Source organism: Devosia sp., from assembly GCF_028290435.1.
In the GTDB taxonomy this organism is placed as follows: domain Bacteria; phylum Pseudomonadota; class Alphaproteobacteria; order Rhizobiales; family Devosiaceae; genus Devosia.
This window is the reverse complement of record NZ_JAQGJV010000065.1, coordinates 1-18,839: the sequence shown is the minus strand read 5'-3', so window position 1 is coordinate 18,839 and position 18,839 is coordinate 1. Positions and strand designations below refer to the sequence as shown.

Sequence of the window (18,839 nt, the reverse complement as noted above, 5' to 3'; positions counted from 1 at the left end):
ATGGCTGCGGGTTCGCGACGAACGGCCGTGGGGAGTTTGGTGGGAGGGGAATGCGGTCGCGCGATCCCTGGGCCAGCGCGACGTTCGTCTCCTGAAATAATGGAGACCACGTTCGGCGGCCAGAAACCCCATCGCATGCGGCGAGGCGCTGTCTCGCTACTACAAATTACCATGAGGCACGTCTCGCCGCATGCCGCAGTCTTCCTCAACCGCACGGCAGTCCCGCGCGGCGCTTCAACACGTCCGAAACGAGCAAATCATTTCCCGGCGTTCGCGAACTGCGCACAGTATCAGCCGTGTGTCTTATTGCGCGCACCGATCGCACGCCCTATCTTCCAGCCTGTCGGCGACAAATCGTCGGCAATACGTTCTCAGGGCGGGGTGCAATTCCCCACTGGCGGTAACGGGGAGACCCGAAGCCCGCGAGCGCCCCACGGGTGGAAGCCGTTTGAAATTCGCTGTGGCGAGTCAAATGGCGGTGTTTTCGAGAACCGGAGCGGAGCGTACATCGGTACGTGAGCAACGGAAGCGTAGAAAACGCCGTCAGTTGGCCGACACAGTAGAATTGCAAATGGGTTCCAAGTGGGGGTCAGCAGATCCGGTGTGATTCCGGGGCCAACGGTATAGTCCGGATGATAGAGAACGGGTCTGGATCCAGCCTTGGGCGCTGGCGGGAAACCGTCGCCGCACCGCCGCTTTGTCTTTTCCCGTAACCCTGAGGAAGCTGGTTACGGAAAGGACTATCATGAACCAGGTTTCCTCCTCCCCGAATGGCGCCGTGCTTGGCGCCGCCTTCGTTATTATCTCCAGCCTCGCCTTTGCCGGCACCAATATCCTGCAGTCCGTGCTGCCGACCCCCACCGAATACGGCGGTTTCGGCATGGCATCGACCGGCATGGCCTTTTGGCAATACCTGATCGCCACCGTGTTCGCCCTGCCGCTGATCATGCGCATCGGCATCGGCAAGCTGCGCACGAGGCACCCCGCGATCCACGAAATTCGTGCCTTCGTTTCCGCCCTTGGCGTCCACGTCTTCGTCTATGGCTTCGCCTCGGGCGTACCCGTCTGGCAGATGGTGACGCTGCTGGCCACCGGCCCGCTGTTTATCATTGCCGGCTCCACCCTGTTCCTGGGCGAGCGCGTCACCGTCACCCGCCTGATCGCCGCGTTCGTCGCCTTTGCCGGAGCACTGATCGTTTCGGGTATCGGCTCCGAAGGCTTCTCTCTGACCACGCTAGTGCCCATCGTGGCCGCGGCGTTGTGGGCAACCACTGACGTGCTGACCAAGTATCTCTCGCGCGAAGAAAGCCCCGAGACGCTGACGATTTCGCTGCTGGTGCTGGTGACGCCCAATCACCTGCTGATCCTGCTGGTCGCGACCCTGGCCGCCTGGCTGGTGCCAAGCCTGGTTCCACAGGGCCTCGCCACCGGCTTCCCGTTCCAGCTCCCGAGCGGTCTGGGTCTTGGCTTGGTCGTCCTGCTCGGCTTCCTGACGGCAGCCGCCCAGTACCTGCTGAGCCTCGCCTACAAGGTGGCGGACGCCACCTATCTGCAGCCCTTCGGCGACCTCAAGGTGCCGCTGACCGCCCTGCTCGGCTGGGTGCTGCTCGGCCAGGTGCCGACGCCGTGGTTCTGGCTCGGCGCCGCCCTGATCATCGCCGCCTCTGCCTATATCTTCCATCAGGAAGCGCAGAAGGATCGGCCCAGCCGGACCGCGCAGACCGCCTAAAGGCTGACCCAACCCTTGTCATGGTGCGATTGCGCCATGGCATGGACTGTGCGTTCGATCACGAGGCCCGCGTCAAAGTCGATGATGCGGGCCGGCTTGCCTTCGATGGTATTGAGCAGTTCATGGCATTCGATGATCTTGAGGTCGTTGAAGCCCAGCCCATGCCCCGGCGCCGGAATGAACCGGTCATAGGGCGCGTGATGGGGCGCGCTGAGAATAGTGCGGAATCCTTGCTCCGTCGGCCGATCGCTGACCGTATAGAGCTGCAACTCGTTCATCCGCTCCTGATCGTAGACGATCGTCCCCTTGGAGCCGAAAATTTGCAGCGCGATCCGCCCCTTGCGGCCCCAGGCCGAGCGATCCAGCGCCATGACGCCAGATATCCCCGTCCCGATTTCAAAGAGTATGCTGGCGATATCGAATGTCTCTACTGCCCTGCGGCTCCCAGATTGAGTCGGGCGATCCTGGTAGGGTTTTGAAAGGTTAGCGAAAACCCGGGAAACCGGACCAAACAGTTTAAGCAGAAGACTAAGGGGGTGAACGCCGAAATCGTCCAGCGCGCCATACCCGGAACTGGCCTCGCTCTTCCAGTAGAACAGCGCCTCCGGGTCGGCCATGAAGTCCTCGTCCATCTCCAGGCGGACATGGTTGACGGTGCCGATGGCACCTTCCGCCAGCAGCGTTTCGATATGTCGGATCAACGGGTTCTGGATGTAATTGTAGCCGAGCACTGCCATTTTCCCGGACTTTTTGGCGGCCGCAGCCATCCGTTCGGCATCGGCCAGCGCCACCGCCATCGGCTTTTCGCACCAGACGTGCTTGCCCGCTTCCAGTGCCGCAATCGCCATTTCGGCGTGGAAGGCATTGGGAGTGGTGACCGAGACCACATCGACCTCGGGATCGGCGATCAGGTCGCGCCAATTGCCAGTCGCCTTGGCGAAGCCGAACTCCGCGGCCTTCTTGTTCGCGATATCCCCATTCACTTCGGCAAGGTGTACAAGACGTGGCGTGGGCCCGTCTCCGAACACCGCATGCACGCTAGTCCACGCCAGAGCATGGCATTTTCCCATATAGCCGGTGCCGATCAGGCCGATGCCCAAAGTCGATTTCATTCCATCCTCCCGCAGTTATGAAACACTTATGCCGCTTATTCCAAAAACGGAATATGCTTTCTGCTGGGCTCTTGATTGAATGGCTGGATTGAGGATTATGACAGTATCGCTTCCTTACGGCAGGCCCGACATGACCGAAACCGTCGCTAAAGTGAGCCCGCCACAGGATTTCGATGCGCTGCGCAGCGTCATCCTGGAGCGCAAGGGCGAGTTGCCGAAGCGGCTGACCCAGGTGGCCGCCTATGCGCTGGATCATCCCGACGAAATCGCCTTCGGCACCGCCGCCAGCATTGCCATTTCCGCCAATGTGCAGCCGTCGACGCTGGTGCGGTTCGCGCAGCATTTCGGCTTCGAGGGCTTCTCGGGCCTGCAATTGCTGTTCCGGGCGCGGCTACGCGAACGCACCTCATCCTATGAGGACCGGCTGCGCACGCTGGAGCAAGATGGTCAGGCTCTGGCGGAAAGTACCAATATTTTCAATGGCTTCACGGCAGCAGCGCACCGATCGATCGATACCTTGACGGCTGCCGTCGATCCCGCAGCGTTCGAGCGTGCGGTAGATATCCTGGCTGCTGCCGAGACCATCTACCTGATCGCCAAGCGCCGCTCCTACCCCATCAGCAGCTACATGGCCTATGCCTTTGGCAAGCTGAAGGTGCGCTGCCAGCTAGTAGGCACAGCCGCCGGGATCGATGACGATCTGCTGGCCATGGCCGGTCCGCGCGACGCTGCCTTCGCCATCAGCTTTTCACCCTATGCGTCAGAAAGCGCGGTGCAGGCGCGTAACATGGCGGCGCGCGGGATCAACGTGGTTTCGCTCACCGATTCGGCGTTTTCGCCATTGGCGGAATGCTCCAAGGAATGGTTCGAGGTGGTGGAGGCCGATCACGCTGGTTTCCGCTCGCTTTCGGCCAGCATGGCCTTTGCCATGGCGTTGACGGTGAGCATTGCCGAAAAACGGCGTCGCGGCTGATGAACACCCCTAAATGGAATGCCACATATCCATTTGGAATGTACATTCTATGTTGACGAATTTCCAGAACTGATGTTTCATAATCAGAGGTGCGAAAACCCAGCATGCTGGATTTCTTGCTAAAGCACCGGCGCCAATCGGGAGGACTTGAATGACGAACGCGCAGCCCAGCAACGGGACGAAATTGCTCGACGTCATCACCATCGGCCGTTCCTCGGTCGATCTCTATGGCCAGCAGATCGGCACACGGCTGGAAGATGTCGGTAGCTTCGCCAAATCCGTCGGTGGCTGCCCGGCCAATATTGCCATCGGCACGGCCAGGTTGGGTCTGAAATCGGCGCTGATCACCCGCGTTGGCAATGAGCAGATGGGCCGCTTCATTCGCGAGCAGCTGGGGCGGGAAGGCGTCAACACCGCCGGCATAGCGACCGACAAGGAGCGGCTGACGGCGTTGGTCCTGCTGTCCGTCGAAGCCGAAGGCGTTTCCCCGATGATCTTCTATCGCACCGATTGCGCCGACATGGCGCTGTCGGAGGACGATATCGAGGAGGCGCACATCGCCTCGGCCAGGGCCATCGTGGTGACAGGCACGCATTTCTCGCGCCCCAATAGTGAGGCGGCACAGAAGAAGGCCATTCGCATCGCCAAGGCGCATGGCGGCAAGATTGTCTTCGATATCGACTATCGCCCCAATCTGTGGGGACTGGGAGGCCATGAGGCAGGGTTTGAGCGCTATGTCGCGTCGGACTATGTGTCGCTGAAGTACAAGTCAGTGCTGCCCGACTGCGACCTCGTTGTTGGCACCGAGGAAGAGGTGCTGATCGCTTCGGGCGAGGCCAACCTGCTGGCGGCACTCAAGACCATTCGCTCACTGACCGCAGCGACGATCGTGCTCAAGCGCGGCGCCATGGGTTGCATCATTTATGACGGCGCCATCCCCGACGATCTGGAAGACGGCATTGTCGGCGCGGGTTTCCCCATTGAGGTCTATAACGTATTGGGCGCCGGCGACGCTTTCATGTCAGGTCTCCTGCGCGGCTGGCTTAAGGGCGAGGACCTCAAGACATCAGCGACCTGGGCCAATGCCTGCGGCGCTTTCGCAGTGTCGCGCCTGATGTGTTCGCCGGAATATCCAAGCTGGACGGAACTCGCGAGCTTCCTCGCCAAAGGCAGCCCAAAGCGCGCCCTGCGCAACGATGACAATCTCAACCACATCCATTGGGCCACCACCCGCCGCCGGCAGTGGCCGACACTCATGGCGCTGGCCATCGATCATCGCAGTCAGCTCGAAGACATGCCGGGCGCCAAGGAAGACTCCATTGCCGCGTTCAAGGTGCTGGCCGTGGAGGCCGCGGCCCGGGTCGCCAATGGCAGGCCCGGTTTTGGCATGCTGCTCGACGACAAGCACGGCCGCAAGGCGCTGTTCGCGGCCGAGGCCAAGGGCTTCTGGCTGGCCCGCCCGGTCGAACTCCCCGGCTCGCGCCCGCTGCGTTTCGAATTCACCCAAGACCTTGGTGGGCGCCTGCTCGATTGGCCAGTCGAGCATTGCCTCAAAGTGCTGTGCTTCTTCCACCCGGACGATCCCGCAGCGCTCAAGGCCGAGCAGATCGACAAGTTGCAGGCGGCCCATGATGCCGCGCGTAAAATTGGCCGCGATATCCTGATCGAAATCATCGCCAGCAAGCATGGCGAGCTTAAGTCCGACACCACGGCGCGCGCGCTGACCGAACTGTACGACGCCGGCCTGCGGCCCGACTGGTGGAAGCTTGAGCCGCAGGCCGACCGGGCAGCTTGGGCCGCGGTGGATGCGGTGATAGAAGCGCGTGACCCGTTTTGCCGGGGCGTGGTTCTGCTGGGGCTGGAAGCACCACAGGAGGTGCTGGAAGCGGGGTTCGCGGCGGCGCGTTCGTCGCGAACGGTCAGGGGATTTGCCGTGGGCCGAACGATTTTTGCCGAGGCGGCCAAGAAGTGGCTGGTTGGCACGATCAGCGACGAAGAAGCGGTTGCGGATATGGCGGCGCGGTTCGGCGCGCTGGTGCGGATTTGGGAGCGGCTGGGGGAAGAGCAGGCGGCTTAGCCGGCTGATAGGAGCGCCCTCACCCGGCCTCCGCTGCGCTCGGCCACCCTCGCCCCGACGGGGAGAGGAATCTTGATGGTGCAGCGCATTTCTTTTCTTCTCCCCATCGGGGAGAAGGTGGCGCGAAGCGCCGGATGAGGGTGTCTGTTGGACACCGACAAGACATTGAGGAACACCGGCAATGAGCCAGAACACGATCCGACTAACGATGGCGCAGGCCGTGGCCCGCTTTCTGACCATGCAGAAGACCGTGATCGACGGCGAGACCGTGCCGATCTTCGGCGGCGTGTTCGCGATCTTCGGACACGGCAATGTGGCGGGTGTTGGCGAGGCGCTTTACGGCATCAAGGATACGCTGCCCACCTATCGTGCCCAGAACGAGCAGGGCATGGCCCATGCCGCAATAGCCTTCGCCAAGGCCAGTTTCCGTCGCCGTTTCATGGCTTGCACGACTTCGATCGGGCCGGGCGCGTTGAACATGGTGACGGCGGCGGCACTGGCGCATGTGAACCGGCTACCGGTATTGCTGCTGCCCGGCGATGTGTTCGCCAATCGGCTGCCCGACCCGGTGCTGCAGCAGATGGAAGATTTTGGCGACGGCACGGCGACGGTCAATGACTGCTTCAAGCCGGTCAGCCGGTATTTCGATCGGATTACCCGGCCGGAGCAGATTATCCCTGCCCTGCGCCGCGCAATGCAGGTGCTGACCGACCCCGCGGAATGCGGGCCGGTGACGCTGTCGCTGTGCCAGGATGTGCAGGCGGAGGCCTACGATTATCCCGAGAGCTTTTTTGCCGAGAAGGTTTGGGGCGTTCGTCGCATCATGCCGGACGCCGATGAGTTCGCTGACGCCGCCACGGCGCTGCTGCATGCCAAAAAGCCGGTGATCATCGCCGGCGGCGGCGTGTTGTACTCGGAGGCTTCGTCGGCGCTGCGCAATTTTGCGGAGCGCTATGGTGTGCCTGTGCTGGAAACCCAGGCCGGCAAATCGAGCCTGCCGCATGATCATCCGCTCAATATGGGCTCGGTCGGTGTAACCGGGACTTCGGCGTCCAATGACTTGGCAGAGCAGGCAGACGTCGTTCTCGCCATCGGCACGCGGCTGCAGGATTTCACCACGGGCTCGTGGGCGCTGTTCAAGAATGACGATCTCAAGATCATTGGCCTCAATGTGCAGCCCTTCGATGCGCAGAAGCATCGCGCCCTGCCCTTGGTAGCGGACGCGCGTGCGGGCCTTGAGGCACTCAACTCGGCGCTGACCGGCTGGCAGGCCGATCCGGCCTGGACTGATACTGCCAGAGCCGGCAAGGACAAGTGGCTCACTGCAGCCGACCGGGCGACCGCCACCACCAATGCCGAATTGCCCTCCGATGCGCAGGTCATCGGCGCGGTGCAGCGGGCGCGCGAGAGTGCGACGCTGGTTTGCGCCGCTGGCGGCCTGCCGGGGGAATTGCACAAGCTGTGGAAGGCGCATGGGCCCGGCAGCTACCATATGGAATATGGTTTTTCGACTATGGGCTACGAGATTGCCGGCGGGCTCGGCGTCAAGCTGGCACGCCCCGAAGACGACGTGGTCGTCATGGTGGGCGATGGCAGCTACATGATGCTGAACTCGGAAATTGCCTCCTCGATCATGCTGGGGGCCAAGCTGACTATCGTGGTGCTCGACAATGCGGGCTATGGCTGCATCAACCGGCTGCAAATGGCGACTGGCGGAGCCAACTTCAACAATCTGTTGAAGGACACCCACCATGTCACTCTGCCGGGAATCGATTTTGCCGCGCATGCTGCGTCGATGGGGGCGGTTTCGCGCAAGGTTGGCTCGATCGGGGAGCTGGAAACGGCGTTGCAGGAGACCGAGGGGACGGACCGGACGACGGTGATCGTGATCGATACCGATCCGCTGATTACCACCGACGAAGGTGGGCATTGGTGGGATGTGGCGGTGCCGGAGGTGAGCGATCGGCCGCAGGTGAATGCGGCGCGGGAGGCTTATGTGACGGCGCTGAAGGGGCAGCGGGTGGGATAAATCGGAATACCCCCACTAACCTCCCCCTGGTAGGGGGAGGAACGGCGCGGTGGTTTCCCAAGATTTGTAGCAGCCCCAGTTCTGTTCCTCCCCCAACCAGGGGGAGGTTAGGAGGGGGTTCGGTTTAGCGTTGAGCATCTGGAGCATAAATTGAAAGCCAAACTCGGCATGTCGCCCATCGCGTGGTGGAACGACGATCTGGTGGAACTGAGCGATGACGTGTCGCTGGAAGAATGCCTACGGCAGTCGCGGTCGGCAGGGTTCACCGGCATGGAAAAGGGCCGTCGGTTTCCCGAGGATCCCGAGGTCATGCTGCCCATTTTGCGGGCGGCCGATGTGACCCTTTGTGGTGGCTGGTTTTCCGGCACGCTGGTCGATGAAGACCTGGCATCCAACAAGACGCGTATTGCGCCGATGATCGAACTGTTCAAGGCAGTCGATGCGCCCTGCATCGTCTATGGCGAAGTCGGCCGTTCGGTCCAAGGCGATCGCTCCAAGCCACTGGCCACCAAGCCGAAGCTGAGCGTCGACGACATGAAGGCCTATGCCTACAAGGTCACCGAATTTGGCGAGTGGTGCGCTGCGCAGGGCATGCCGCTGAGCTACCACCATCATATGGCGGCCGTGGTCGAGACCGAGCCCGAACTCGATGCTTTCATGAAGTATTCTGGCGCGGGCATTCCGCTGCTGCTCGACGCGGGCCACCTGGCGTTTGCCGGCGGCGACGTGTTGCGGGCCATCGACAATCATCACCAGCGCATCAGCCACGTGCATGTCAAAGACGTGCGCATGGATGTGATCAACGGGCTGGACCGCACCAGGCAATCATTCCTCGATGCGGTGGCGCTAGGCGCATTCACCGTGCCGGGCGATGGGTCGCTGGATTTCGGCGCCATCGTGCAGAAATTCGCCGATTATGGCTATGAAGGGTGGTTCGTGGTCGAAGCAGAGCAGGATCCGGTCGCAAATCCGCCGCTGCGCATGGCGCAGGTCGGCCACGCCGAGCTTATGCGCGTGATGACGGCGGCGGGATATACTGTTGAGACGCAGGGCTTCCCAAAGGGGTGAGTTTTGGCGTCCCGATGTGCTAGACCATCGCCCAATGGTTCTGGAGAATGGCCGTGCTGCTGAAGCCTAATGACGTAAGCTGGTTTCGCCCCGTCTGGCGGCGCTACGCCGTAACCGCGTTTCTGGCGGTGTGGTGCGCGTGGGAATGGATCTGGAACCGGGAGCCGTTCTGGGGCGTGCTCGTCGGCGCGGCGCTGCTGTTCTCGATCTACAGCTTCTTTATAACCTTTCCCAAGGAAGAGCCGAACGATGGCAACGACACCCAACCTCCGAGTCCGCCCCAAGGGTAAGACCGGCAAGGTCCACTCGATAACGCCGAATAGCGCGCGCTGGACCTATGTGGGTTTTGCCCTGCACAAGCTTGGCACCGGCGAGGCCGTGGGCGCGGAAACCGGCAGCGATGAAGTGTGCCTGGTGCTGGTCAGCGGCAAGGCGAAAATTACGGTCGACGGCAAGGATTTGGGTGAACTCGGGGAGCGCATGACGCCATTCGAGGGCGAGCCCTATGCGGTCTATGTGCCGGCGGGGAGCAACTGGGCGGCGGCGGCCACGACCGAGCTGGAGCTGGCGGTGTGTTCGGCGCCGGGTCAGCGCGGGACCTATCTGGCGCGGGTCATTGCGCCGGGCACCAATCCGCAGATCGTGCGGGGCAAGGGCGCCAATGTGCGTCATGTCACCAATATCCTGCCGGAAACCGATCCGGCCCATTCGCTGCTGGTGGTCGAGGTGATCACGCCGGGCGGCAATACGTCGTCCTATCCGCCGCACAAGCACGATACCGACAACCTGCCGGAAGAAAGCTTTCTGGAGGAGACGTATTTCCACCGGCTCAACCCACCGCAGGGCTTTGCCATGCAGCGGGTTTATACCGATGACCGAAGCCTCGACGAAGCCCTGGTGATCGAGGACGGCGACGTGACGCTGGTGCCCAAGGGGTATCACCCGGTGGCGACGACGGCGGGGTATGATTTGTATTATCTCAACGTCATGGCCGGGCCGGTGCGGACGTGGAAATTCCACAATGCGGTCGAGCATGAGTGGCTGTTGAAGTAGGGGCCCGCCCCTACTCAAGCTCTCCCCACCCACCGCCCTTCCCGCGGACTTGATCCGCGGATCTCTCCACGCTTGCGCCGTGTTCACAGCGGCCCCCGGATCAAGTCTGGGGAAAGGAGGTGGTGGGGTGAGATGAGCTAAGGATCTGCCCCTAACGGCCCTGGAAGGTGCTCTTGTCCGCCAGCACGCCGGTGACTTCGCTCACCTTCACCGCGCGCTTCTCGGCCACAGATTTCAGCGCCGCATCGGCCAATGCCAGCGCGATCAGGCCGTCGAGACCGCTCGGGTGAGCCGGAGATTTTGATTCAACGGCATCGACGAAGGCGCTGATTTCGTTGGCATAGGCTTCGGTGTAGCGGGTCATGAAGAAGTCGTGCAAAGGCGGGCGGGTGTAGCCGGAAGCATTGGCGACTTCGATGGAGACCGGGCGCTGGTTTTCGGCCGAGACGGCGCCCTTGGAGCCGTGGACCTCGATGCGCTGGTCGTAGCCATAGGTGGCGCGACGCGAGTTGGAGATGGTGGCGTGCTTGCCGGTGGCGGTGGTGAGGATGACGCTGACGCTGTCATAATCGCCGGCGGCGCCGATGGCTTTGTCGACCAGGTTGGAGGCGTAGGCAGTGACGGTGTCGATCTCTTCGCCGAGCAGGAAGCGGGCCATGTCGAAATCATGGATGGTCATGTCGCGGAAGATGCCGCCGGAACGATTGATGTAGTCGACTGGGGGAGCGCCGGGGTCGCGCGAGGTGATCTGGACCATTTCCACGGCGCCGATTTCGCCTTTGTCGATGACCGATTTGACGGCCATGAAATGGGGATCGAAGCGGCGGTTGAACCCGACCATGAGGGTGCCGCCGGCAGCGTCTACGACCTTGAGGCAGGCCTTGACGCGCTCGACGTCGAGATCGATCGGCTTCTCGCAGAAGATGGCCTTGCCGGCCTTGGTGAACTGCTCGATCAGGTCGGCATGGGTATCGGTGGGCGTGCAGATGACGACGGCGTCGATATCGGTCGCGGTCAGGATCTGGTTGATGGTGCGGATTTCGCAGCCATACTGGGTCGACAGGTCGCTGGCGGCCTTTTCCATGGCATCGGCAACGGCGACGAGGCGCGCATTGGGATTGGCCGAAATGGCCTTGGCGTGGACTTTGCCGATGCGGCCGGCACCGAGAAGGCCGAAGCGAACAGTCATGGGGAGACTCCGAAGGTGAGCGCAGAAGCGCATGGTGGAATTCTAGTAAACCACGACGTCATTCCCGCGAAAGCGGGAACCCACTCTTTGACGCAAAGAACGATGGGTTCCCGCTTGCGCGGGAATGACGTTGTGATGGTGATTGGCTCAACGCAAGGCAGCTAGACTTTCTTGCGTTTGCGCTGGCGATATTGGTCGGCGACCACCGCGGCGACGATGATCATGCCTTTGATGATTTCCTGATAGTAGGCGTCGACGCGGAGGAACGTGAAGCCCGAGGTCATGGTGCCCAGGATAATGGTACCGATGACGGTGCCGGTGATACGCCCCTGCCCGCCGGCCAGCGAAGTGCCGCCGATGACGGCCGCGGCGATGGCGTCGAGTTCGTACATGACGCCCATGCCGGCCTGTGCGGTCTGGGCGCGGGCGGCGGTGACAAGGCCGGCGAGGCCCGCCAGCATGCCGGAGATGGCGTAGACCTTGACCAGGTGGCGCTCGATATTGATGCCGGAGACGCGGGCAGCCTGGGGGTTGGCGCCGATGGCATAGGTGAACTTGCCGTAGCGGGTGTAGCGCAGGCCGATGTGGAAGATGGCGGCGACGCCGAGGAAGATGATGACCGGCCAGATGCCCGAGCCGATGAAGTTGAACTCGGGGGTGAGGCCGGAGACCGGCTGGCCCTTGGTGTACCATTTGGCGACGCCACGGGCCGACACCATCATGCCGAGGGTGGCGATGAAAGGCGGAATCTTGGTGTAGGAAATCAGGGACCCGTTGACCACGCCGGCGAGGCTGCCGATGGCGAGCCCAATGACCAATGGAATGATGACCGGCAGGCCGACCAGCGCTGGATAGACCGGGCGGGCCCAATCGGCGGACTGCGCGAAACTGGCGGCGATCATGGCGGTCATGCCGACAACGGAGCCGGAACTCAGGTCAATGCCGCCGGTAATGATGACCTGGGTAACGCCGACGGCGATGATGCCGACGACCGAGACCTGCAGGATCATGATGGTCAAGCGTTGCTGGTTCATCAGGAAGGATTGCTTGATGAAAATCCAGCCGAGGATTTCGAACACCAGCGCAATGCCGATGAGGACCGCCAGGATGGACAGCTCGGTCGGGAGTTTTCTGGATCGGGTGCGCGGCGTCGCGATTGCGTCTGAGGTGGTGGTCATGATGGGGTCCTCGCGGGTTGGCGCAGGCTCGATAGGAAGAAAGGCCCCCTCCCCCGGATCGCGTTGCGATCCGACCTTTCCCCGGAGGGGCAAGGTGAGCAAGAGGCTGTCACTTTGTGCGTCGTGCTCATCGTGCCGCCAAATCCATGATCTTGACCTGGTCGGCTTCCGACCGGTCTAAAAATCCAGTGGCGCGGCCGTGGTGCATGACCATGATGCGGTCGGACATGCCGAGCACTTCGGGGAGTTCGGAGGAGATCATCACCACCGCAACGCCCTGATGGGCGAGCTGGGTGACCAGCTTGTGGATTTCGGCCTTGGCGCCGACATCGATGCCGCGGGTGGGCTCATCGAGAATGAGGATTTTGGGATTGGTCAGCAGCCAGCGCCCGATCAGCACTTTTTGCTGATTGCCGCCGGAGAGGTTTTCGACGCGTTCGGCCAGGTTGGGCGTCTTGACACGCAGCTTCTGGGCCATGTCCTCGCAGGTGCGCGAGAGTTCGCCCTGGGCGACGAAGCCGAAGCGGGTATATTTGTCCTGCAGCACAGCCAGTTGCATGTTTTCCTGGATGTCGAGCGCCAGCAGGCACCCGGTTTCCTTGCGGTCCTCAGTGATGAAGGCCATGCCGTGCTGGATGGCGATGGTCGGGGTGGCGATGTTGACCACCTCGCCATTGATGGAGATCGTGCCCGACGAGGCCGGCGTCACGCCGAAAATGGTCTCGGCGACGTTGGAGCGGCCGGAGCCGACGAGGCCGGCAATGCCGAGGATTTCGCCGGCGCGCACATCGAAGGAGATGTCGTCGAAAACGCCCTTGAGCGACAGGTTCTTGACCGAGAGAACCACGTTGCCGATGGCCACCTCTTCCTTGGGGAACATCTGGGTGATTTCGCGGCCAACCATCTCGCGGATGATCTGGTCGCGGGTGACGTCGGCGGCCGCGTGAGTACCGATATAGCGGCCATCGCGGAACACTGAGACTTCGTCGGCGATCTCGAAGAGCTCGCTCATCTTGTGAGTGATGTAGACGATGCCTTTGCCCTGGGCGCGCAGGTCGCGGATGATGGCGAACAGGTGCGCCACCTCGGTCTCGGTCAGCGCCGAGGTCGGCTCGTCCATGATGAGCACATCGCTCTCATAGGACACGGCCTTGGCGATTTCGACCATCTGCCGGCTGGCCACCGAGAGGTAGCTGACCTGAATTTCGGGATCGATATCGATATTGAGGCGGGCGAACAGCTCGGCCGTGCGGCGATTGAGTTCGCGGTGATCGACGAAGCCGAAGCGGGTCAACGGCTCGCGCCGGATCCAGATGTTTTCGGCCACGGTCATGAAGGGCATCAGGTTGAGTTCCTGATGGATCATGGCGATGCCGTTTTCCAGCGCATCGAGCGGCGACTTGAGGCGGATATCATTGCCGCGCAGCTGCACAGTGCCGCTGTCGGGCGTGTAGATGCCGGCGATGATTTTCATCAACGTCGATTTGCCGGCGCCGTTTTCGCCCATCAGCGCGTGAACGGTGCCGCGCTTGAGCTGGAGCGACACGTCATCGAGCGCCACGACGCCGGGGAATTCCTTGCGGGCGTGCGATATTTCCAGAAGAAATTCGGATTGGGGCGTCGCCCCGCTTTCGCGGACGGCACGCATTGTCTGCGGACTGACCATCGCTGCCTCCCCTGCCCGGTTTCCAGGCTATTTGATGGGAGGATGCGCCGTTTACGCGGCGCATCCAAGGGTGATTTGAGGCTTAGTTCTTTGCGGCGTAGTCAGCGACATTGGCCGAGGTGACCAGCTCGAACGGCACGTAGACCTTGGTCTCGACCGTTTCGCCCTTGGCAAGCGCGAGCGCGGCATCAAGCGCACCCTTGCCCTGGCCAGCGGCGTTCTGGAATACGGTGGCGTCGAGATCGCCGGCCTGTAGGGCGGCCAGAGCGTCCTGGGTGGCATCGACGCCGGCCACGATCACGTCCTTCATGTCGACGCCGCCGGCCTTGAGGGCCTGGATAGCGCCGATGGCCATTTCGTCATTGTTGGCGATGACAGCATCGAACTTGAGGCCGGCCGACATCCAGTTGGTCATCAGATCGGCGCCCTGCTGGCGGGACCAGTTGGCGGTCTGCTCTTCGGCGATCTTCATGAAGGAGCATTCCGGCGTGGCGATCACGTCATGCACGTCCTGGGTGCGCTGGCGGGCGGCCTGGTTGGACAGTTCGCCCATCATGACGACGATATTGGCTTCCTTCTTGCCCGCTTCGGTCAGCAGACGGCAGACTTCCTTGGTCTCCAGCGTGCCGGAATCCACTTCGTTGGAGGCGACGAAAGCCTGCTTGGCCGGGAGAGTATCGAGGTTGACCGGCTGGCGATTGACGTAAACCAGCGGGATGCCAGCGTCCGAAGCCAAGGTCGACATGGCGGCGGTCGCGTCGGTATCGACGGCATTGACGATGATGGCATCGACGCCCGAGGCGATGAAGTTCTGAATCTGGCTCATCTGCTTGGAGACGTCGCCCTGGGCGTCTTCGACCTGCAACTCGACGCCGTCGAGGGTCTTGGAATAATCCTGCATGCCATTACGCAGCACGGTCAGGAAGTTGTCGTCGAACGCTGCCATCGAGACGCCGACGGTCGCAGCCATTGCCGAACCGCTCATCAAGCTGGCGATGACGGTAGCCAATACGAGCTTCTTCATGTTTTCTCCTCCACAGAGAGGGCGTCCGGTTGCGCCCCTGTTTTCCGGAATTTCCCAGTTTTTGCGGGAATTCTTATTGGGTCAGGCGGCGCGGGCCGCCAGACCGTTAGCGACGAAATCCATGCTCTGCCGGATGGCAGTGGCCGGATCGGAAAGGGTGCGCAACTCCTCGGCAAAGGGCTCGAAGGACAGCGGGCCGGAATAGCCGCCGGCATAGAGCGCCGCGATCTGTTCGAGATTGCCGAGGCGATCCTTGGGGCCGACCAGCACCCGATGGCTGTCGCGCATATCGCGGACGGAAATTTTCGCGTCGTCGACGCCGGAAATATGGATCAAGCCGGTCAGTTCCGGGAAGATGTCCTCTTCCCCGGCCAGGTGATGATGGAATGTGTCATGGGTCAGCTTGAACACGTCGCGCGCGTTGGCCGCGTCGATGGCTGCGACTGCTTCGCGCTTGGAGCGCAGCGAGCAGACCTCAAAGCCGAGGCATTCGACTAATCCCACTAATCCCCGCCGCCGCAGAATGGGGGCAAGATGGGTGAGGGATTCGGCGGCGTTGCTGACGCGAACATCGGGTTCAAGCCCGGTGCCGTCATTGGCGGCGACGAGGACCAGAGCCTTGGAGCCGCAGGCGGCGGCGTAGTCGGCGAGGGCCTGGGCTTCGCTGGCGCGCTCGGGCGACCAATGATTGAATTTTTGCAGCGCGTTGATGGAAATGATGGAGACATCATTTTGGCTTGCGAGGGATTTTACAGCGCTGGCCGTGGTCCCATCGAGGATCGCGTTGCCGGCAATATCGTTGCGAATTTCGACACCGGACAGACCCAAGGAACGGGTCAGCGCGAAGAAATCGGCAAGGCCCAATTGCGGCGCGACCATGTGATTGAGGGCAAAGCTGGGGCGCGGATTGGCTGACACTGAAACGAACTCCCTGACGCTGACTGGATGCTCCGGTCACCGCTTGGCCCAAATGAAACACGGGTTCTGTTCTGTTGTCAACGCGGAATATACATTCCATAAATGGATTGAAAATATCGAAAATGCCGGGGCCGTGCTGGAACAGTTGCAACAGTGCAGTGGTGCTGACCTAGATATTTTCCGAGACGTAAATCTCGAATGGCAGGAAGGTTTGGCCGCCCGATTCTGGGGTCCGCGCGGTCAGTGCACTGGCCGCCAGAGTGACCAGGCTATTGGCGATGGCGGTAACGGGGGTGGCGGTCAGCGCGGTGATGAGATTTTCGGCGAGTGCGGCGCGGGAGAAAGCGTTGATCTCGTTGCAGACCACCGCAAGGCGGCCGGACATGTTCTCTTCGCGCAGGGCCGCGACGACGCCTTCCATGCCACCGCCCGCGACATAGATCGCGCTTAGATCTGGATGACGGCGCAGCAGGTCGGAGGTGGCTTCGTGCGCGAGATTGACGTCTTCCAGGTTCACCAGGGTATCGATGATTGTCAGGTGCGGTGCGGACTGGCGAAGGTAGGAGCGAAAGCCGATTTCGCGCAGCTCGTGGCCGTGGAAGCGGTGGCTACCGACGAAAATCGCTACCTTGCCGGGATGGGCCGAGCGGGCGATGAGCCAGCCGGCGGTGCGGCCGACCTTGGTGTTGTCGGTGCCGATATAGCCGCGGCGGATGCCGGAGGCGAAATCGGACAAGAGCGCGAAAACCGGTATGCCGCCGGCCTCGATTTCGGCGACCGCGGCGGTGACGGCGGGGTGATCGATGGCCACCATGGCAATGACTTGGGCGGTGCGCGCGGCATCGCGCAGGCGATTGGCGATCTCGGACGGCGTTTGCGAGGCGAGGAAGCTGATGGTTGCGGTGACGCGGAATTGGGTGGGCGCGAGGGCCGCGCGTTCCAGTTCGCGGGCGAAATCGGCGTAGAACAGCTGGTCGGGGCGTTGCAGCAGGATGTGCAGCCGGTAATGCGGCAGGCTGGCCTCGACGCGGCGGCGGATCAGGCCGGTGCCGTGATAGCCGATCTGCTCAGCGGCCTTGAAGACGCGTTCGGCGGTCTCCTGGCGCACCGGGAGGCGCGCGTTGAGGACGCGGTCGACAGTGGCGACGCTGAGGCCGCAGGCGGCGGCGATATCGGCGACAGTGGGGCGACTGGCCATGGCGATGTCCTGCTAGAAGCTATCAACATTAAATCTGCTGAGTGATAGCAATGATAGAAACTATCATACTTGTATTGCCACCGGAAGGGCGTGGGAGTAGCCATTTCTGAACAAGCATGCTGGATTTCTGGCGGGAGGACGTCATAACCATTGCAGCCACCAAGCGTGATTACAACCTGATCGGCCGGGACAGCGCCCTGGCGGTCGCCAATGGATTGGCGGCGGCCGAGTGGTACCACACCGATGTCGAGCGCAAGGCGATGAAGGCCTTGATGCAGCGCTCCGACGGCCCTGCCCTGCGCGACACGGCAATCTGGATCGGCGCGATGGTGGTGTTCGCGGGGCTGGGCATCTGGTTCTGGGGATCGTGGATCGCGGTGCCGTTTTTCCTCGCCTATGGCGTGCTTTACGGCTCGGGCGGCGACTCGCGCTGGCATGAATGCGGGCATGGCACGGCGTTCAAGACGCGGTGGATGAACGATGTCGTCTATCAGATCGCCTGCTTCATGATGATGCGCAATCCGGTGACCTGGCGTTGGAGCCATGCGCGACACCATACCGATACGGTGATCGTCGGTCGCGACCCGGAGATCTCGGTGATGCGGCCGCCCGATTTGGTTCGAGTAGTGCTCAATTTCTTTGGCGTGCTCGATGTGTGGCACGCCATGATTGATCTGGTGCGCAATGCCGCTGGCGTCGTTAGCGCCGAGGAGAAGACGTTTATCCCCGAGATGGAGCAGGCCAAGGTGGTGCGCGTGGCGCGGATCTGGGCGGCGATCTATGCGGTGACGATCGTGACGGCGATTTTGACGCGGTCGTGGCTGCTGCTGGTGATTATCGGGGGGCCACGGATTTATGGCGCCTGGCATCATGTACTGACGGGGCTGCTGCAGCATGGCGGGCTGGCGGACAATGTGACCGACCATCGGCTCAATAGCCGCAGCGTGCTGATGAACCCGGTGAGCCGGTTCATTTACTGGAACATGAACTACCATGTGGAGCACCACATGTTCCCGATGGTGCCGTATCACGCGCTGCCCAAGCTGCACGAGATGGTCAAGCATGACCTGCCGGCAGCGAATAAGTCGATGCTGGACGGGTATCGCGAGATGGTGCCGGCGTTCCTGCGGCAGTTGCGCAATGAAGACTACTTCTTGAAGCGGGAATTGCCGGCGACGGCGAAGCCGTATCGGGAGGAATTGCATAGCGATGGGGTGGCAGCGGAGTAGGTCTCCACTCCCCGCGGATGGCTCCCCCACCCTGGCCCTCCCCTCAAGGGGGAGGGGACGATAGAGCCGATGAAGGCTGTAGAATATCGAGGACAAAAATATGGCTGATTGGGTCGAGGCGTGTGGGAGCGATGATGTGGAAGAAGAGGATGTGATCCGCTTCGACCATGCGGGACGGGTGTTTGCGATCTATCGCAGCCCGGATGATGAGTACTTTGCCACGGACGGGCTGTGCACACATGAGCATGTCAGCCTGGCCGACGGGCTGGTGATAGATGAGATCATCGAATGCCCCAAGCATAATGGGCGGTTCAACTACAAGACAGGCGAGGCCAAGGGCGCGCCGGTGTGTGTGAACTTGCGGACCTATCGGGTGAAGGTCGAGGGCGGAGCGGT

The 18,839-nt window shown here is 62.0% G+C and carries 16 protein-coding genes and 1 riboswitch; of the genes, 9 read left to right on the top strand and 7 right to left on the bottom strand.

The genetic code is table 11. The annotated features are described in order from the left end of the window. Window positions 1-363: 363 nt before the first annotated feature. A riboswitch (FMN riboswitch) is annotated at window positions 364-648 on the top strand. Window positions 649-745: 97 nt separating this feature from the next. Beyond that, entirely contained in the window at window positions 746-1,729 is a 984-nt protein-coding gene (locus tag JWP26_RS14565) for a DMT family transporter (RefSeq protein ID WP_299729024.1), read from the top strand. Here the strand turns inward: JWP26_RS14565 and JWP26_RS14560 are convergent. After that, window positions 1,726-2,841, bottom strand: a complete 1,116-nt coding sequence (locus tag JWP26_RS14560; protein ID WP_299729021.1) for a Gfo/Idh/MocA family oxidoreductase — start codon at window positions 2,839-2,841, stop codon at window positions 1,726-1,728. The genes JWP26_RS14565 and JWP26_RS14560 overlap by 4 nt on opposite strands. A gap of 130 nt (window positions 2,842-2,971) precedes the next feature. Between JWP26_RS14560 and JWP26_RS14555 the strand changes: the two genes are divergently transcribed. The 6 genes from JWP26_RS14555 to iolB all read left to right on the top strand — a co-directional run bounded on the left by JWP26_RS14555 (window position 2,972) and on the right by iolB (window position 10,041). Then, window positions 2,972-3,814 carry a MurR/RpiR family transcriptional regulator gene (locus JWP26_RS14555; RefSeq protein ID WP_299729033.1) on the top strand — a complete coding sequence of 281 codons (843 nt, stop codon included), beginning with the start codon at window positions 2,972-2,974 and terminating at the stop codon, window positions 3,812-3,814. A gap of 151 nt (window positions 3,815-3,965) precedes the next feature. Further along, entirely contained in the window at window positions 3,966-5,891 is a 1,926-nt protein-coding gene (iolC, locus tag JWP26_RS14550; protein ID WP_299729018.1) for a 5-dehydro-2-deoxygluconokinase, read from the top strand. Between the two features lie 181 nt (window positions 5,892-6,072). Continuing rightward, a complete protein-coding gene (iolD, locus tag JWP26_RS14545; protein ID WP_299729015.1) occupies window positions 6,073-7,920 on the top strand; it encodes a 3D-(3,5/4)-trihydroxycyclohexane-1,2-dione acylhydrolase (decyclizing) in 1,848 nt (615 codons plus the stop codon). A gap of 150 nt (window positions 7,921-8,070) precedes the next feature. Then, the gene (gene iolE, locus JWP26_RS14540; RefSeq protein ID WP_299729013.1) at window positions 8,071-8,988 is read left to right on the top strand and encodes a myo-inosose-2 dehydratase; all 918 of its coding nucleotides are present in this window, start codon (window positions 8,071-8,073) and stop codon (window positions 8,986-8,988) included. 47 nt (window positions 8,989-9,035) lie between these two features. Continuing rightward, complete coding sequence (locus tag JWP26_RS14535; protein WP_299729010.1) at window positions 9,036-9,278, top strand: hypothetical protein; 243 nt, start codon at window positions 9,036-9,038, stop codon at window positions 9,276-9,278. Beyond that, window positions 9,238-10,041 (top strand): 5-deoxy-glucuronate isomerase, encoded by an 804-nt coding sequence (iolB, locus tag JWP26_RS14530; protein WP_299729008.1) that lies wholly within the window; start codon window positions 9,238-9,240, stop codon window positions 10,039-10,041. Before JWP26_RS14535 ends, iolB begins: the two co-directional genes overlap by 41 nt. A 151-nt stretch (window positions 10,042-10,192) precedes the next feature. Here the strand turns inward: iolB and iolG are convergent, their stop codons facing one another. From iolG to JWP26_RS14500, 6 genes are all read right to left on the bottom strand, one after another. Next, the gene (gene iolG / locus JWP26_RS14525; protein WP_299729006.1) at window positions 10,193-11,230 is read right to left on the bottom strand and encodes an inositol 2-dehydrogenase; all 1,038 of its coding nucleotides are present in this window, start codon (window positions 11,228-11,230) and stop codon (window positions 10,193-10,195) included. 161 nt (window positions 11,231-11,391) lie between these two features. Then, window positions 11,392-12,408, bottom strand: coding sequence for an ABC transporter permease (locus JWP26_RS14520; RefSeq protein ID WP_299729003.1), 1,017 nt, complete (start codon window positions 12,406-12,408; stop codon window positions 11,392-11,394). Window positions 12,409-12,535: 127 nt separating this feature from the next. Further along, entirely contained in the window at window positions 12,536-14,074 is a 1,539-nt protein-coding gene (locus JWP26_RS14515) for a sugar ABC transporter ATP-binding protein (RefSeq protein ID WP_299729000.1), read from the bottom strand. A gap of 82 nt (window positions 14,075-14,156) precedes the next feature. Further along, window positions 14,157-15,098: a sugar ABC transporter substrate-binding protein gene (locus tag JWP26_RS14510; protein ID WP_299728998.1), complete on the bottom strand. Its 942-nt coding sequence runs from the start codon at window positions 15,096-15,098 to the stop codon at window positions 14,157-14,159. An 81-nt stretch (window positions 15,099-15,179) separates the two neighbouring features. After that, the gene (locus JWP26_RS14505; protein ID WP_299729030.1) at window positions 15,180-15,977 is read right to left on the bottom strand and encodes a TIM barrel protein; all 798 of its coding nucleotides are present in this window, start codon (window positions 15,975-15,977) and stop codon (window positions 15,180-15,182) included. Between the two features lie 208 nt (window positions 15,978-16,185). Then, entirely contained in the window at window positions 16,186-17,214 is a 1,029-nt protein-coding gene (locus JWP26_RS14500; protein WP_299728996.1) for a LacI family DNA-binding transcriptional regulator, read from the bottom strand. Window positions 17,215-17,357: 143 nt separating this feature from the next. Here JWP26_RS14500 and JWP26_RS14495 point away from each other — a divergent pair, with 143 nt between their 5' ends. Continuing rightward, window positions 17,358-18,443, top strand: coding sequence for a fatty acid desaturase family protein (locus JWP26_RS14495; protein WP_299729027.1), 1,086 nt, complete (start codon window positions 17,358-17,360; stop codon window positions 18,441-18,443). Between the two features lie 100 nt (window positions 18,444-18,543). Then, the coding region (locus tag JWP26_RS14490) for a MocE family 2Fe-2S type ferredoxin (protein ID WP_299728994.1) at window positions 18,544-18,839 on the top strand (296 nt) is incomplete at its 3' end.

What these genes read in the sequence shown, in the direction of transcription:
- JWP26_RS14565 (WP_299729024.1), top strand. Translation starts at nt 746, where the DNA reads ATGAACCAGGTTTCCTCCTCCCCGAATGGCGCCGTGCTTGGCGCCGCC.
- JWP26_RS14560 (WP_299729021.1), bottom strand. Translation starts at nt 2,841, where the DNA reads ATGAAATCGACTTTGGGCATCGGCCTGATCGGCACCGGCTATATGGGA.
- JWP26_RS14555 (WP_299729033.1), top strand. Translation starts at nt 2,972, where the DNA reads ATGACCGAAACCGTCGCTAAAGTGAGCCCGCCACAGGATTTCGATGCG.
- iolC (WP_299729018.1), top strand. Translation starts at nt 3,966, where the DNA reads ATGACGAACGCGCAGCCCAGCAACGGGACGAAATTGCTCGACGTCATC.
- iolD (WP_299729015.1), top strand. Translation starts at nt 6,073, where the DNA reads ATGAGCCAGAACACGATCCGACTAACGATGGCGCAGGCCGTGGCCCGC.
- JWP26_RS14535 (WP_299729010.1), top strand. Translation starts at nt 9,036, where the DNA reads ATGGCCGTGCTGCTGAAGCCTAATGACGTAAGCTGGTTTCGCCCCGTC.
- iolB (WP_299729008.1), top strand. Translation starts at nt 9,238, where the DNA reads ATGGCAACGACACCCAACCTCCGAGTCCGCCCCAAGGGTAAGACCGGC.
- iolG (WP_299729006.1), bottom strand. Translation starts at nt 11,230, where the DNA reads ATGACTGTTCGCTTCGGCCTTCTCGGTGCCGGCCGCATCGGCAAAGTC.
- JWP26_RS14520 (WP_299729003.1), bottom strand. Translation starts at nt 12,408, where the DNA reads ATGACCACCACCTCAGACGCAATCGCGACGCCGCGCACCCGATCCAGA.
- JWP26_RS14515 (WP_299729000.1), bottom strand. Translation starts at nt 14,074, where the DNA reads ATGGTCAGTCCGCAGACAATGCGTGCCGTCCGCGAAAGCGGGGCGACG.
- JWP26_RS14510 (WP_299728998.1), bottom strand. Translation starts at nt 15,098, where the DNA reads ATGAAGAAGCTCGTATTGGCTACCGTCATCGCCAGCTTGATGAGCGGT.
- JWP26_RS14505 (WP_299729030.1), bottom strand. Translation starts at nt 15,977, where the DNA reads ATGGTCGCGCCGCAATTGGGCCTTGCCGATTTCTTCGCGCTGACCCGT.
- JWP26_RS14500 (WP_299728996.1), bottom strand. Translation starts at nt 17,214, where the DNA reads ATGGCCAGTCGCCCCACTGTCGCCGATATCGCCGCCGCCTGCGGCCTC.